This is a genomic window from Candidatus Binataceae bacterium, from assembly GCA_035294265.1.
Taxonomy (GTDB): Bacteria; Desulfobacterota; Binatia; order Binatales; family Binataceae; genus DATGLK01.
Genome location: DATGLK010000002.1, coordinates 1 through 14,118 on the forward strand (window position 1 = coordinate 1; position 14,118 = coordinate 14,118).

The 14,118-nt window shown below is 60.8% G+C and carries 10 protein-coding genes; 3 read left to right on the forward strand and 7 right to left on the reverse strand.

The features are described from left to right. On the reverse strand, positions 1–255 hold a 255-nt coding region (locus tag VKV28_00050; protein HLH75169.1), incomplete at its 3' end, for a hypothetical protein. 728 nt (positions 256–983) lie between these two features. Between VKV28_00050 and VKV28_00055 the strand changes: the two genes are divergently transcribed. Next, positions 984–2,249, forward strand: coding sequence for an MFS transporter (locus VKV28_00055; GenBank protein ID HLH75170.1), 1,266 nt, complete (start codon positions 984–986; stop codon positions 2,247–2,249). 72 nt (positions 2,250–2,321) lie between these two features. On the opposite strand, the gene VKV28_00060 is transcribed toward VKV28_00055, so the two are convergent. Beyond that, entirely contained in the window at positions 2,322–3,416 is a 1,095-nt protein-coding gene (locus tag VKV28_00060; protein ID HLH75171.1) for an alpha-hydroxy acid oxidase, read from the reverse strand. Between the two features lie 76 nt (positions 3,417–3,492). Beyond that, complete coding sequence (locus VKV28_00065) at positions 3,493–4,098, reverse strand: hypothetical protein (GenBank protein HLH75172.1); 606 nt, start codon at positions 4,096–4,098, stop codon at positions 3,493–3,495. A gap of 940 nt (positions 4,099–5,038) precedes the next feature. Between VKV28_00065 and VKV28_00070 the strand changes: the two genes are divergently transcribed. Further along, positions 5,039–7,741, forward strand: coding sequence for a S53 family peptidase (locus VKV28_00070; protein ID HLH75173.1), 2,703 nt, complete (start codon positions 5,039–5,041; stop codon positions 7,739–7,741). 101 nt (positions 7,742–7,842) lie between these two features. After that, the gene (locus VKV28_00075; protein ID HLH75174.1) at positions 7,843–9,579 is read left to right on the forward strand and encodes an alkaline phosphatase family protein; all 1,737 of its coding nucleotides are present in this window, start codon (positions 7,843–7,845) and stop codon (positions 9,577–9,579) included. A 79-nt stretch (positions 9,580–9,658) separates the two neighbouring features. Here the strand turns inward: VKV28_00075 and rodA are convergent, their stop codons facing one another. From rodA to mreC, 4 genes are read right to left on the reverse strand one after another with little or no spacing between them, the layout of a single operon-like run. Continuing rightward, positions 9,659–10,765, reverse strand: coding sequence for a rod shape-determining protein RodA (rodA, locus tag VKV28_00080; GenBank protein HLH75175.1), 1,107 nt, complete (start codon positions 10,763–10,765; stop codon positions 9,659–9,661). Positions 10,766–10,768: 3 nt separating this feature from the next. Further along, a complete protein-coding gene (mrdA, locus tag VKV28_00085; protein ID HLH75176.1) occupies positions 10,769–12,676 on the reverse strand; it encodes a penicillin-binding protein 2 in 1,908 nt (635 codons plus the stop codon). Positions 12,677–12,698: 22 nt separating this feature from the next. Then, on the reverse strand, positions 12,699–13,208 hold the full coding sequence (locus VKV28_00090; GenBank protein ID HLH75177.1) for a hypothetical protein: 510 nt from the start codon (positions 13,206–13,208) through the stop codon (positions 12,699–12,701). A gap of 8 nt (positions 13,209–13,216) precedes the next feature. Next, a complete protein-coding gene (gene mreC, locus VKV28_00095; GenBank protein HLH75178.1) occupies positions 13,217–14,074 on the reverse strand; it encodes a rod shape-determining protein MreC in 858 nt (285 codons plus the stop codon). Positions 14,075–14,118 lie beyond the last annotated feature (44 nt).

Here is a 14,118-nt window from a genome sequence, read left to right on the forward strand (position 1 = left end):
GGCCGAGATTGGGGGGGTGGTCGTGGGCGGTGAGCATCTCAGCGTTACCCATCCCACCACCTCCCAACCTTCCAACCCGATCGCGCCGGCCAGCCACAGCTTGCGCCAGGGCTGGGGCAGAATTTCAGCCACCGCCAGGCCCAGGGCAATTCCGACCATCGCGCTAATCGCGAAATCGGCGCTGGAGGGCCGATCGGTGGAAGCAGCGAAACGTACGATCGGATCAGCTTCGTGACAGCTTGAGGGCCCACTCATCTTGGCTGCGGACAGGCCCGCGTCCGCGGCCGACAGACCGACGAATGCGGCTGCTTCAGCGATGTCCAATCGGTCCCAGCGAGGGAACCAGTAGTGTTCGATGTTCGGTCTGACGCCACATCCATTGATCAACGCAATCATAGTCAGACAGAGTAGGCGAGCACAACAACTCAGGCGAACTAGTATTTTCATGCGAGCCGGTAAAAAACGAGAACCGCGAGCGCAAGCGGACAACCAGAAAAGGGCGACATTAAATGTATAATTTATTTGCAAGATCATCGTAGTAACGTTCGGCGCGTAAGCTTGCGCAAACATCGACTGCCTATCTGAATGTGGCGAATCAGCAATGACTGTGCATTAAAAAAATGCTGCAAAAACTGAGTAAACGAGCGCGACGGTTGACATCGACACTAGGTCTGCCACCTGCAGATAGGGTGTCACCAATGGCCTGGGGTGAATTCGAGGAATATTTTTTAGTTTAAGGTGGCGAGCGCTCGCACCCCCAACGTGGCTGGCGGCTTTACGTCTCAGGACCCTTGAGCCGAATCGAAGTTCGTGGCGAGCGGGCTGGGGCGGCAAGGACTTAACGATGCGCCGATGGATCAAGTTGGACTTGGCAACCGGGTTGGCCATTGAGTTTTTTGCCAAAAGGGCTACAAGAATGGAGCCCTGGGAGGTCGCCCCGAGCGGCTCGCGGGAGGTCACCCGTTGGGGGCCAAGGAGTTGACATGAAAAAGTACGAATCAGGGGCCTGGCTGGTGATGTCGGGCCTGCTCGCCACCCTGATCTTGGTAGTGAGCCCCAACCTGACCATGGTCAGCGTTTTCATGACTCCGCTCATCCGCTACTTCCATTGGTCTCACGCTGACGTCGGCCATCTCGCCTTTGCCGCCGGAATCGCCGGCGGCCTGGTTTCTCCGCTGGTGGGCTGGTTGCTCGACCGTATCGGCGCACGTTGGCTCATCGCGGCCGGTGTGGCGATCATGGGCGTCAGCTACCTGGTGGCCAGTCACTCCCAGTCTCTGGGCGCCATGACTCTGGCCTGGGGGGTGGTTGGGATTGGGGCGGCGGTGGCGGGACTGATCCCGATCATGGTGGTGGCGATTAACTGGTTTGGCGGGCGACGCGGCTTCGCCGGTGGCGTGATTATGTTTGGAATGGGGGTGGGAATGGCGCTACCACCGCCGATTCTGACCTATCTTATTGCCCATCATGGCTGGCGCGTGGCGATGCGCTGGATGGCGGTGCCGGCATTGGCGATCGCGGTACCTTATGTGTTAGCGGTGATGCGCACGCGGCCCAAGGTCGCGCAGGCCCGCAATACCAGTGAGGAAGTCGCCTCGCTGCCGGGCCTGGAGGTGGGTGCCGCCTTGTGCTCCTCGGCCTTCTGGCTTTGCTTGATCGCCGATTTTATCTGGAGCAGCGGTTTTTCCGCCTCACTCACCCATTCAATCACTTACATGATTGGGTTGGGCTTTAAACCCTCCCACGCCGCGTTGATTTACAGCGCCCAAACCATGGGTACCGCACTGTGCACCGTACCTTTCGGTATCCTGGCCGATCGGATCGGAGTGCGCCGAGTGCTGGCGCTGGCTTTCCTGCTGGTGGGGATCGGTAGTGCGGCTTTGGTCGGTTTCAGTTCGACGGTCGCCGAGCCCTATCTGCTGCCCGTATATATTCTATGTTGGGGCGCGCCTTGCGGAACGGTGTTCGCGCTCCTGCCGGTTCTGATGGCCGAGACGCTGGGCCTGCGCCGCTTGGGCACGCTGGTAGGTATCAAGGGCTTCAGCACCGCGGTTGCGCTAGCCACTGGCCCGGTGTGGTCGGGCAAGTTATTCGATATTACGGGTAGTTACGTGCTGCCTTACGAGATCGCGACCATTGCGATTTTGGCCAACTTTGTGATCATCCTGATGGTTCGGCCTGCTCGGGGTTACGATCAAGTACCGCTCCGCGAGGAAAAGTCGGGCTTGGTGGCAGCCGCCCAAGCCTAGCGGCGGCTTTCATTTCGGTGCATCGGCGCGGCAGTCTTACCTCCGCCGCGCCTGCCGTAACTAGCCTGCTCCTCAGTAGCGCCAGGGGGGTAGAGTAAGCAGAGGGAAGGCGCTGTGCACACCGGGGGCAGTGGTCGGAGAGGCTGCGCGCAGATAGGCCGGAGTGAGCGCGGCCGGCCGGGTCACGCCCAGCAGCCCCATCGCCAAGCGCAATTCTTCCTCCAGCAGTTCGAGTACCCTCACTACGCCGCCGGCACCGGCGGCGGCTAGGCCGTAAACATAGAGCCGGCCGATGCCGACTGCGTCGGCGCCCAGGGCCAAGGCCTTGACGATATCGGTACCGCGACTGATCCCGCCGTCCACCACGATGCGTGCGCGGCCGCCGACTGCCGCCACCACCTCGGGCAGAATTTCCATCGTACCCTGACCGTGATCGAGTTGGCGGCCGCCATGATTGGAGACGTAAACTATTTCGACGCCGTGCTCGATCGCCAGGGCGGCGTCTTCGGCGGAGGCGATACCCTTCAGTACCAAGGGTAGCTTGAACTTGGACTTGTAGCGATCGACATCGCGCCAGGTCACGCGTGGCTGATAGGTGCGGCCCTCCATCGCGCCGCGCCAGCGGAAAAAGCGCTTGGCCAGATCCCGCTCGCGCCGGCTGTAATAGGCCGAGTCCACGGTCAGGCAGAGGGCATCGTAGCCGGCGTCGATGGCGCGCCGAAAATAATCGTCCACCCAGGCACTATCGCCGCGCACGTAGAGTTGAAAGATTTTGAGCGCATCGCCACCAGCGGCGGCAGTAGCTTCAAGACCTGGTTGCGAAACCGAACTAAGAAGCATGCCGATTCCGAAGCTGTCGGCGGCCGCCGCCACCGTGGCTGCGCCATTAGCCTCGAAAACTTCCAGCGAGCCTACCGGCGCGCACAGCACGGGGATGCGCAGGCGCTTGCCCAGCAGGGTAACCGATAAATCGATGTCGGCTACGTCGCAGAGCACACGCGGGCGCAAAGCCAACGAGTCCAGCGCTTGGCGGTTGCGGGCCAGGGTGGTTTCGGTTTCAGTGCCACCAACCAGGTAATCCCAGATGTTGCGGGTCAAGTTGCTATGGGCAACTGCGATAAATTCGTGCAAGGTCTGAAAGCGCTCCCCCGCTGATTCGACTGCCACTGCTTCTCACCTCCTGTCGCTAGCCGAGTCTAACCCCGGCAATGGTGGAGATTAAAGGGCAGGGCGGCAACCGTTTTCAAAAGCCGGGCGCCAACCAGGGTTGTTGTGCAAGAATGGCCTGAACCTGGCCGATGTAATCGATCGCGTCCTGATCGTACCACCCGCCGCTATACCAACTCCCCACGCATCCCCACAGTTGCTCGCTGGCATCAGCCGAGGGGTAAGCGTTGTGCCCGTCCAAGGGAACGCGTTCGCTCAGATAGGGAATGTCGCCCTGGACACAGGCTCGTTGGTAGGCCAGTTTGAAATCAACGTTGAAAGCCGTCGATTCACTACTCATCGGATATGTAGCCGGAAAGTCCGACTGTTTGATTTGCAAAATTCCCCAACTCGTACCGTTGCCGATATCACCCTCGGCGCCCTGTTCCCAATCCGACTCGTTGACCGCAATCGCTCGCACCACGTTGGGATCAAAACCCCACTTATAAGCGCCCCATTGTAAGATCTCGTCGGTCGTGCCGGTGAACTGGCCGTCGGCCTGAAGGATCAATGCGTTGCCTGCGGCGGTCAGCGAATCCAACGCCCCGCTGCTTTGATAATCTGCCAGCTCGCTGCTGGTGGGCATTGTGTTGTTGGCCTCGGCATTGGCCGGGCGCGGTTCGAAGTTTGGGTTGTACTGCACCAGTGCCGCCGCCTTTGCGTCGCTTAAGGGTAACGAGGTGGCCGTTGGCAGGGGCGCGGCGGAGGTGGGTGTATTTGGCGTGGGGGTGGGCGTAGCGCTGGGCGCGACAGGGCTGCGCGAGGAAGTAAACGGCGCAGCCGGTGAGATGGTGGCTATCGATTGGGCCGGCGTTGGCGTCTGCACACCGGTTGGCGACGGCAGGATCGCCAGTCCGTTCCCTCCCGCTGCTCCTGGGCTGGTCGTGCCACCTGCGCCGCCGCCGCTACACCCTTGCCCCAGGGTCGAAATTGTCCCGCACAGCGCTACCCCGATCACCACGCTTGAAAAGTGCCGCCAAATCGACCTCTCGCTCACGCTCCAGACCTTTCCCGGCCGGGTGAACAAGCCGACTTTTGCGCCTTCTGCTCCAGGGCAAGGCCGGGGAGCAGGCAGAATGAATGCGATGAGCCGGTGGTCAAGCGTCGGGGCCATCGCTCCGGTGATCGGCTGGCGCAGGTTCTATGCCAATAAAACAGGCGTGGGATGAGATGGGGCGAAGAAAGAAAGAAAAGGATAAACTAAATTTATATGGGCTTTAGTCAGGAAACGGCAGTTCCAGCTTTGGACAACTAGTGTCTGGAAAGGAACCTCTGCGTCAAAAACGACCAGTTAAGTGTCGCAAGCTGTATCGTTTTAGTGCAATTTAATGAGCGCCATAACGGCCTTAGCTTTACTCTTTGGCTGAACTGCGACTCACCGTCGCTTGACGATTCGAGAGGAAGGGCATGAATCGTCTTCGCGAGATAAGTCATTTCCAAGCCAGCAGAAGCCTCCAGACGCCAGCAAAAAATATAAACACTTATCTAATCTAACTTGACTGGCGAAAATTTTTTAATACTCTACTTTTTTTTGTCGCGCATGATTTTGCGTTCGACCGTGAGCGACGAGAAGGGAGCTTCACTTGAAAGTTCGTGTTGCCGCAGCTTTGGTCATTTTCGGGTCGGTTCTGCTGTTGAGCATGGATTCGGTCCAGGCTCAGACCGTTACGATTCCCAACAACCACCCCGCCTTTCAGCTTCCCTCGCCGCAAGCGCCGATAACTTCGACCAGGACGCTTAACCTCACTATCTTTTTGGCCCTGCAAAACTCAGCGCAACTGCAGACCCTGTTGACCAATTTGCAAACGCCGAGCAGCGTTCAATTCCATCAATGGTTGAGCAGCTCGCAGTTCCAGGCGACCTATTATCCAACGACGAGCCAGATAAGCGCGCTTACGACCTGGCTGAGCAGCCAGGGATTTACCGTAACCCCGCCAATCGCCAATTCGCTGGCGGTGTCGTTTTCGGGCACGGCGGGGCAGGTCGAAGCGGCTTTTGGGGTGACGCTGATCAAATCGACCGCAATCGGGCTTAATCCCAGCGGTGTGAGTTTTTATGAAAACACTGCCGATCCCTCGGTGCCTTCACAATTCCAGGGCTTGATCGCATTTATCGAAGGGCTGGACAACCTTGGCAGTGCCAACAATCTGACCGGAAGCATCGTGTATGGGGACAACGTGCGGGTGCCTGCCGCTGCGGCGACGTCGTCGAATGAGGCCGGATACGCCCAGGACAATATTCTCAATCCCACCACCACCGCGACTCCCTCGCCGACTCCGACCTGCAGCGGGTCCGCACCAACTCCGGTGCCCAGCCCCGGCGTTTATCACTTCAAGCCTGCCGACTTGTACACCTATTACAATGCTAATGTGGTGCTGAACCATAACCAGGGGACCCAAGCTCCCGACTGCATCGCGATAATTGCCTCGGTGGATTTTGGCGACGATGCCTTTAGCGAATTCGCTACCTCTTATGGCTTGCCGAACACCTTGCCAATTCGAGTTCCGGTGCAGAATTCGACGGTCAGCCAAGGGTGTGGAGCGGGTGAAGTTTCGCTGGATATCGAATGGTCGCACACGCTAGCGCCGCAAACGCCGCAACGGGTCTATGAGTTCGGCGGCAATGTCGATCTGGTGCAGGCCTTCCTGGCCCCGGTCAACGACAATGTTTGCGGCGTTATCAGCTCCAGTATCGGTCCGGGCTGCAATCAGCAGGATGGTGGCTACTACCACGCCATGGACGAGGTGTTTCAGCAGGCGGCCGCCCAGGGCCAGACCTTCTTCGAGGCAGCGGGAGACAAGGGAGCGGCGGCCGAAGCGCTGCGGATCGAGAGCGGTAACCTGGTGTGCGACGTAGGCACTAGCAATAACGCCAGCGCGATCGGGGGCAGTCCCAACGTAGTGGCCGTGGGCGGCAGCCAATTCACCCCGACTTACGATTCCAACGGCAACAACACCAGCGTGCAGGGACCCGGACCGGCGATGGAATCGGTGTGGGGTAACGACGGTCAAAACGGCGCTGGCGGGGGAGGCATCAGCGCGATCTTCGCGCTCCCGCCTTGGCAAACCAACGTGCAGAACCAGCTCGGTTATACCTCCAATATGCGGTTGTTGCCCGATCTGGTTTTCGGGGCCAGCGAGATTGCGCCCGGATTTTACATCTATGTGGATTACGGCGACGGCACTGGCGCCCATCTTCATGAAACTGGTGGCACCAGTATTGCCACGCCGATGCTGGCGGGGATGTCGCGCCTTATCGCGCAGGCCGCCAACCTGCCGCGCCTGGGAAATATCAATCCGTTGCTTTACGGGGCGGCGGGCAGCGGCACCTCGATCACCGGGATCTTTGACATTACACAGGGCAGTAACGCCTATAACGGGGCAACCGGGTACAACGCCCAGCCCGGCTTCGATCTGGCCAGCGGCTGGGGCTCTCCCAACGTGGGCAGCTTCGTGGCCTATTTCTCGCAAGTAGTAACCGGAGCGACGCCTACAGCTACCCCCACCGCGGCGCCTACGGCGACTCCCACCGCCGCACCTACGTCCAGCCCCTCCGTCGTTCCCACCGCTACGGCTACGGCGATACCCACAACCACCGCTACCGTTATTCCCACGGCGACTCCGCCGCCCACACCCACGCCGGGGGCGCAAGCCACTTCGGTACCGGTGACAAGCCAGGGTGTGGCCGGGCAAAACATAGCGGCAGGTGCACTGAGGGTCACCAACAGCTCTTCCACTCCGGAGTCGCTGCAGGCAATACAGTTGCAAATCAGCAACCCGGGGCTGTTTTCGGCCTTGAAATTGACCGTCACCATAGGTGGCACGCAGCAAACCGCAACGTCAGGCACCTTGGGAACAGTTACCAACTTCAGCTTCACCCCCGTGCCTGTCCTACCCGCAGGTGCAACTGCACTCTTCACACTAAGCGGTACCCTGATCTCTAACGTAGCACTCGGGGGTGGCGCGGTGCGCATGGCCGGCCTGATGCTCGTCGGGACGTCGCCCGGCGATCACGCGAGTATGCTATTGGCCGCGCTAATGCTAACGCCTGGTCTGATGCTAATTGGAATGCCTGCTACGCTGCGGAGGCGTATCGCACTGTTGGCCTTGATGCTTTTGGCACTGGCAGTAAGCCAAGTGGCCTGCACCAGCAGCGGCAGCAATAGTCCAACCGTGCTCACCAGCTCGACCCAAGTGGTATCGGCAGTGACACTAGTCAACAGTGGGGGCGCGGTGCCGGTTCAGGGGTTACCGAGTCTTTTGGGAACTGTACAACTAGTCAAGTAAGACGCCAGGTGGATGAGCGCGGCCGCGACCGCGGGGGGTGCGGTTGGGCCGCTACCTCCGGCGCGCTCGCGGGCTCAAAGATGAAGGAAGGGTCAAGCTCGGTGGCTAAGGTTGATCGTCGTGGGGCAATATTCGCTCGGCGCGGTCGGCGCATTGCGCGACTTTACCTGGCGCTTGGGGTGCTGGGGCTATTATTGCCGAGCATTCAAGGCTGCGGCCGCTCGGGCAGCGGCTCATCCACTGTCACTCCGACGGCGACCACCAGCCCCTCACCGACTCCCAGTCCGGCCCCTACTCCCGCCGGTTTGGGCAACGTCAATCACATCATCATCTTCATGCAGGAGAATCACTCCTTCGACAATTATCTGGGTACTTTGCCCTACGTACAGGGTAGCCCCTACCACGCTCCGGCCAACCCGCAAGTGGGATGTCCCGCCAACGACAGCCAATGCGTGGACGGTTTAAGTTGCAGCGGAACCACCGCCAGCGGGTTGGTCTGCAGCAATTCCAACTACAACTCTTCGGCCCAGCTCGTGACTGCCCAGCACATGCCCGACGAATGCGGCAATGGGATCGATCCATCTCACGAATGGGTAGACATGCACTTCAAGGCGAATTACTGCGATCCCAATTCGACTACGATCCTGGGAAATGGCTTCGTGGCCTGGAACCAGAACGCCTCGGAGGTGATGGATTATTACGATGCTCGGGACCTACCCTATTACTATGCGTTAGCCCAAACTTTTGCGATCAGCGATCGCCAATTCGCTTCGCTGGTGGGACCGACTCTGCCAGATCGAATGTACGCAATGGCGGCGACCTCCTTCGGTCACGACACCACTAATACGCCAGATGACTACACCAACGGACCGCCGGGCTACCAGCCGATTACGGGCAGCATCTTCGACTTGCTCGACGAGGCCAACCAGGGGTGGAACGAATTCTATGAATGCGACGCCATCGGGACTCCGCCGGTGCCTTACGCGCAGTTGTTCCGCTACGGCAATTTTCCCAACTACGTGCACCTCACCCAACCCTCCAGTGGTCAGCTTTATCCCCAATGGGCCGCGGTTACGGGTGCCAATGGCGGCCAATGTAATCTGCCGCCAGTCACTTACGTCAGCCTCTACCATACCGAGCACGGCACCGATGACGTACGCGCGGGTCAGTATGACGCCTCGGTTATCATCAACGACCTGCGCGACGGGCCATGCTGGAAGGACTCGGTCCTGTTTCTGACTTACGACGAAGGCGGCGGCTATTACGATCATGCGACCCCGCCGTTCGCGCCCTCGCCCGACGGTATTCCGCCAGGCCTGTGCGCCGATAAATCCAATCCGGCGGGCGGTTCGGAAATTCCCGGCGGCGGTGCCAACTGCTCGGCCAGCCTGCAGCAGCGGGTCAAGTTAAGCGGCTATCTGCAAGCCGGACAGGCGCCCGCGGACTTCAATCAACTGGGTTTCCGGGTGCCGCTGATCGCGATTTCGCCCTTCGCCAAGCCCAGCTATGTCTCTCATGTGGTGGGCGACCACACCTCGATCTTGCGTCTGATCGAGGAGCGCTTTTTGGGTGGCAAGCATCTGAACCGGCGCGACGCCGCGATGAGTGATCTGTCCGATCTGTTCGACTTCGTCAATGCGCCCTCCAAAAACGCAATAATCAGCGTGGCCGCGCCCACGCCTGCCACGACCGATTGCAATGCGCCAGTCACCCAGCCGCCCCAAAGCTGCGCCCTGTTGGCCTCGCCGCTACCTACACCCAGCGCGCCAACGCCGACGCCTTCGGTAGTCCCAACCACGGCTATTTGCCCGTTTCCCACGCCCACCGCCGGACCATAGCAGGAAGGGCTTTTAATAAGGGTGACACTCATACTGCTGCAGCCAAAGAAGGACGCGGGCGGCGGACGCAGGGAGCGAGTCAGAACAGGTAGCGGCGGGTATTGATGCTGATCAGGAGGCCCATCGCGGCCATCAATACGATTAACGACGAGCCCCCGTAGCTGACCAGCGGCAACGGAATACCCACTACCGGCAGCACCCCGGTGGCCATCCCGATATTGATGGTGGCCTCCCAGAACATCATGGCGGTCAGGCCCAAGGCAAGCAGCGCGCCGAAGCGATCACGGGCATGGCGCGCGATCCAGAGCCCGCGCCCCACTAATCCTGCGTACAGTGCCAGCAGGAGGCTAGCACCGGCAAAGCCGAACTCCTCGGCATAGACCGAGAAAATAAAATCGGTGGTCTGTTCGGGAAGAAAATTCAAGCGCGCTTGAGTTCCTTTTAAAAACCCCTTGCCCCACGAGCCGCCCGAACCCACTGCGATTTCCGACTGGATTACGTGGTAGCCGGCGCCCAGAGGATCGGACTGAGGATTAAGAAAGCTGACCACCCGCTGGCGCTGGTAGGGCTTGAGCACGTGCCAGGCCAGCGGTGCCGCCAGTCCCATCGCCAGCATCAGTATCGCCATCGTGCGCAGATTGAGCCCGGCGACGAAGATAATGGTGGCAAAGATCAGGGCCAGGGTCAGCATCGTGCCCAGGTCAGGTTCTTTCAGTACCAGGCCAGCGGGAACAGCGAAGAGCAGGCCAGGCACGATCAGGTGACGCAGACGCATCCCTCCCGCCGGCGGTTCCTCGCGCAGGTAGCGCACCAGCACGAGGATGAGGGCCAGCTTGGCCAGTTCGGAAGGCTCCAGGGTGAACAAGCCCAGGTTAAGCCAGCGCCGCGAACCGCCGGTGGCCTGACCGATGGCGCTGACCGCGACCAGGAGACCAACCACCAGCAGGTAGGCCGGGTAGGCATAGCTAGCCAAGGCGCGATAGTCGAACATCACTACCGCGAACATTGCGACGCCGCCGGCCGTCATCCAGATAGCCTGTCGCAGAATCAGGGCATGAAAGGAGTGATGCTCGCTCTGCGAGGCGCTGACCACACTGATTAGACCCACCATCGCGATTGCTAAGGTGAGGAAGAAGACTAACCAGTCAAAATGGTAAATCAGCCGTCGGTCGATCCCTACGCGCATCGCTTACTCGCTCTGTTCGGCCGGCACGCTCGGTTGCGAATGGGCGCTTACCGGCGACAGGGTAGGGCCCGTGGGAGTCTGAGCGGGCGGATAGAGTTCGAAATACTTCTGGAGCACGGCCTTGACTACCGGACCCGCCGCGCTGCCGCCATGGCCGCCATGTTCGATTAGACAGGCGACGGCGATTTGCGGATTATCGCGCGGTGCGAATGCGATAAACCAGGCGTGGTCGCGAAAGCGCTCGGGTTGATGCTTGGCGTCGGTGCGTGCACCGGCTGCTTCCTTGACGACCTGCGCGCTTCCGGTCTTGCCGCACACCACAATACCGGGCAGGCGCGCGGCATGACCGGTGCCGTCGGGGTTGTTGACCACCCCGCACATAGCTTCGCGCAGTAGCGCGTTTTGGGTCGCGTCCAATGGGATGCGGCTTTCGACCTGCGGGGTGGTGGTCTGAATCACGCGACCATCCAGCCCTTCGACCGCCTGCACGAAATAGGGGCGATAGCGAACCCCGTTGGCGGCGATTTCCGCGGCCAGTTGCGCCATTTGGAGGGGGGTGGCGCCGACATAGCCCTGGCCGATCGCCACCGAGAGCGTCTCGGCTGGGTACCAGCGCTCGTGGAAGCGTTGATACTTCCATTGGCTAGAGGGGATGGTTCCCGCACGTTCGTGAGCTAGTGCGATGCCAGTGTCTTCACCCAATCCTAAGCGATGGGCCCAGGCCGCGATCCGATCTACGCCCAGGCGCTGGCCTGCCTGGTAGAAGAACACGTCGCAAGATTCCACGATGGCGCGTACCAAACTGATATCGCCATGCCCCTGCTTGCGCCAGCAGCGATACTCACGGTTGCCGAACCATAAACCGCCCGCGCAGTAGAAATTGGTCGAGGCGTTGAGCAGATGGTCCTGTAAACCGGCGATGGTATCGACCAGCTTGAAGGTCGAGCCGGGCGGATAGACTCCTTGAATGACCCGATTTTCCAACGGATGGCTCGGATCGGTCGTGATTTTGCGCCATTGCGCGCTGCTCAGCCCGGCCGCGAACTCATTGGGATCGAAGCTGGGATGGCTGGCCATCGCCAGTACTGCGCCGCTGTTGGGATCCAGCGCCACCACCGCGCCCACGCGATTCCCCAGCGCTTCCTCGGCAGTCTGCTGCAAGTCCAGATCGAGGGTTAGGATGACGCTGGCTCCGGGCTGCTCGGGTTTTTCGTTGAGGATACGCAAGCGGCGCCCGACGGCGTCGACCTCGATCTCTTGGTCTCCGGCCACCCCGCGCAATAGCCCCTCCATCCCGCGCTCCAGGCCAAATTTTCCGATATCGTCGCCCATGTGATAGCCGGGCAGCCCCTTGAGTTCCTGCAAGCTGACCTCGCCCACATAGCCCAAAAGATGGGCGGCCAGAGGGCCATAGAGATAGCGGCGGCGCGGGGTAACCTGGATACTGACCCCGGGCAGCTGCAGTTGATGAGCTTCCACCGCAACTACCTGGTCCCAGTTAAGCCGCTCTTTGACCACCACCGGCTCGAAGGCCGGCCGGCCCTGATCCTCGGCCGCGCCCAAGGTGTCGGCGATACTGGTGTCGCCCAAGTAGCGCTGCAAATTTTCGATGGTGGTGGAAATATCCTGTGCGTCCTCCGGCACGACCAGGGCGTCGAAGGAGGGGCGGGTGTCGACCAGCAGGCGATGGCGCCGGTCGTACACTAGGCCGCGTGAGGCGGGCATGCGCCGATTGCGGATTCGATTGCGGTTGGCCAGCTCGCGCATCTGCTGGCTGTGGATGATCTGCAAATTGTATAGCCGCAGGGCGACGCCGCCCAACACCAGCATCATGAAGAGCGCTAAAAAGGTCAGCCGCGGCTCAAGCTTGGGGACAGCCAGCCTGGTGCCATTACCGCCAAGGATTGCCATTTGCGCTAGTCTCTATCCCAACTTATTCCTGTGCTACATGAACAGGCAATCGTAGTAGCCGGCGACATCGCCCCAACAGCCGAAAGGCCAGCGGGGCCAGCAGAATCCCGATAAGCCCTTGCAGGAGGGTGGCATGGAGCAAGCGCGCGGGTGGTGGCCATAGCAACGCCAGTCCGTTGCTCAGCGCCAGCACGCACAGACTATGCAGCATCGTCGCCACTCCCACCAACAAGGGCTCGACCACCGGACCCAGGATCCAGGCATGGCGCGCTAGCTCATAGATCAGCAGATAAACCAGGGTAAGGGACAGGGCGTTGAGGCCCAATTGGGCGCCCGAGAAGGCGTCCAGCGCGTAGCCTATCGCAAATGCCAGCAGTGGCGCCATAGCGTCGTGCTGGCGCAGGCCAAGGTCGACCACCAGGATAACGGCCAGGTCGGGTACCAGAGGCCCCAGTGGCAGCCACCGCAGCAAGTCGATTTGCAGCCATAGCGCCAGCACCGTGGCCACGGTGTAGAGTAGCGTCAAGCGCACGCTCCGACCTAATCCTGAGTAGGGTCGTCCAAATGGGGCGGGCTTTGAGTGATGACCAAGACTCGTTCCAGGGTGCGGAAATCGACTGCTGGGCGCACCGCCACATTGATGAACAAGCCGGGTCCTTTACGGACCAGGGCGCGCACATACCCCACCAGCACGCCGCGGGGAAAAGACCCGTCCAGACCGGAGGTGACCAGGGTATCGCCCAACTGGATATCCTGCGTGCGCTCGACGTAGCGCATCACCACCCCGTCATCGACTAGGCCCGAGACGATTCCGCGCGCGCGCGAGCGCTGGTCGAAGACGTCGATGGCGCAATTATGATCGGATAGCAGTAGGACGCGGGCCACCGAGGTGCCGCTGATGAGAACCTTGCCCACCGCGCCGGCCACGGAAATCACTCCCATCCCAGGCTGCACCCCGGCCTGGGTGCCCTGATTGATGATCAGGCTGCGGGACAAGCCGGTCGCGTCGCTGCCGATCACCGCCGCGCCCACCGTGGTCAATTGTAAAGCGTCTTTGAGGTCGAGCAATTCGGCCAGTTGCTGGTTCTGGCGCTGTAATTCGGCCAGTCGGGTCTGCAAAGCCGGCATCGAGGCCACGGCTTGCCGTAGGCGCTCATTGTCGCGCGCCACTGAGGTCAGCCACAGGTAGTGGTTGAGCAGGTCTCGCGCGCTCCAGGTGGCGCGGCTGAAGGTGTCGGCGATCGGGCGCATCGCTTGCAGGGCGGCGGCCTGAGGCCTGGCCAGAAAATCGCCCTGGCGCACCTCGCTGGAGACGAGATGGGCAGCCAACAGCAATAGGATCCCGCCGGCGAGGACGACCCGGTTACGGCGCAGAAAGCTGCCCTTTGAATCTTGCATTCAGCTGGCCGCCAGCTTTAGCTGCTTGCGCCCGGCGCACCACC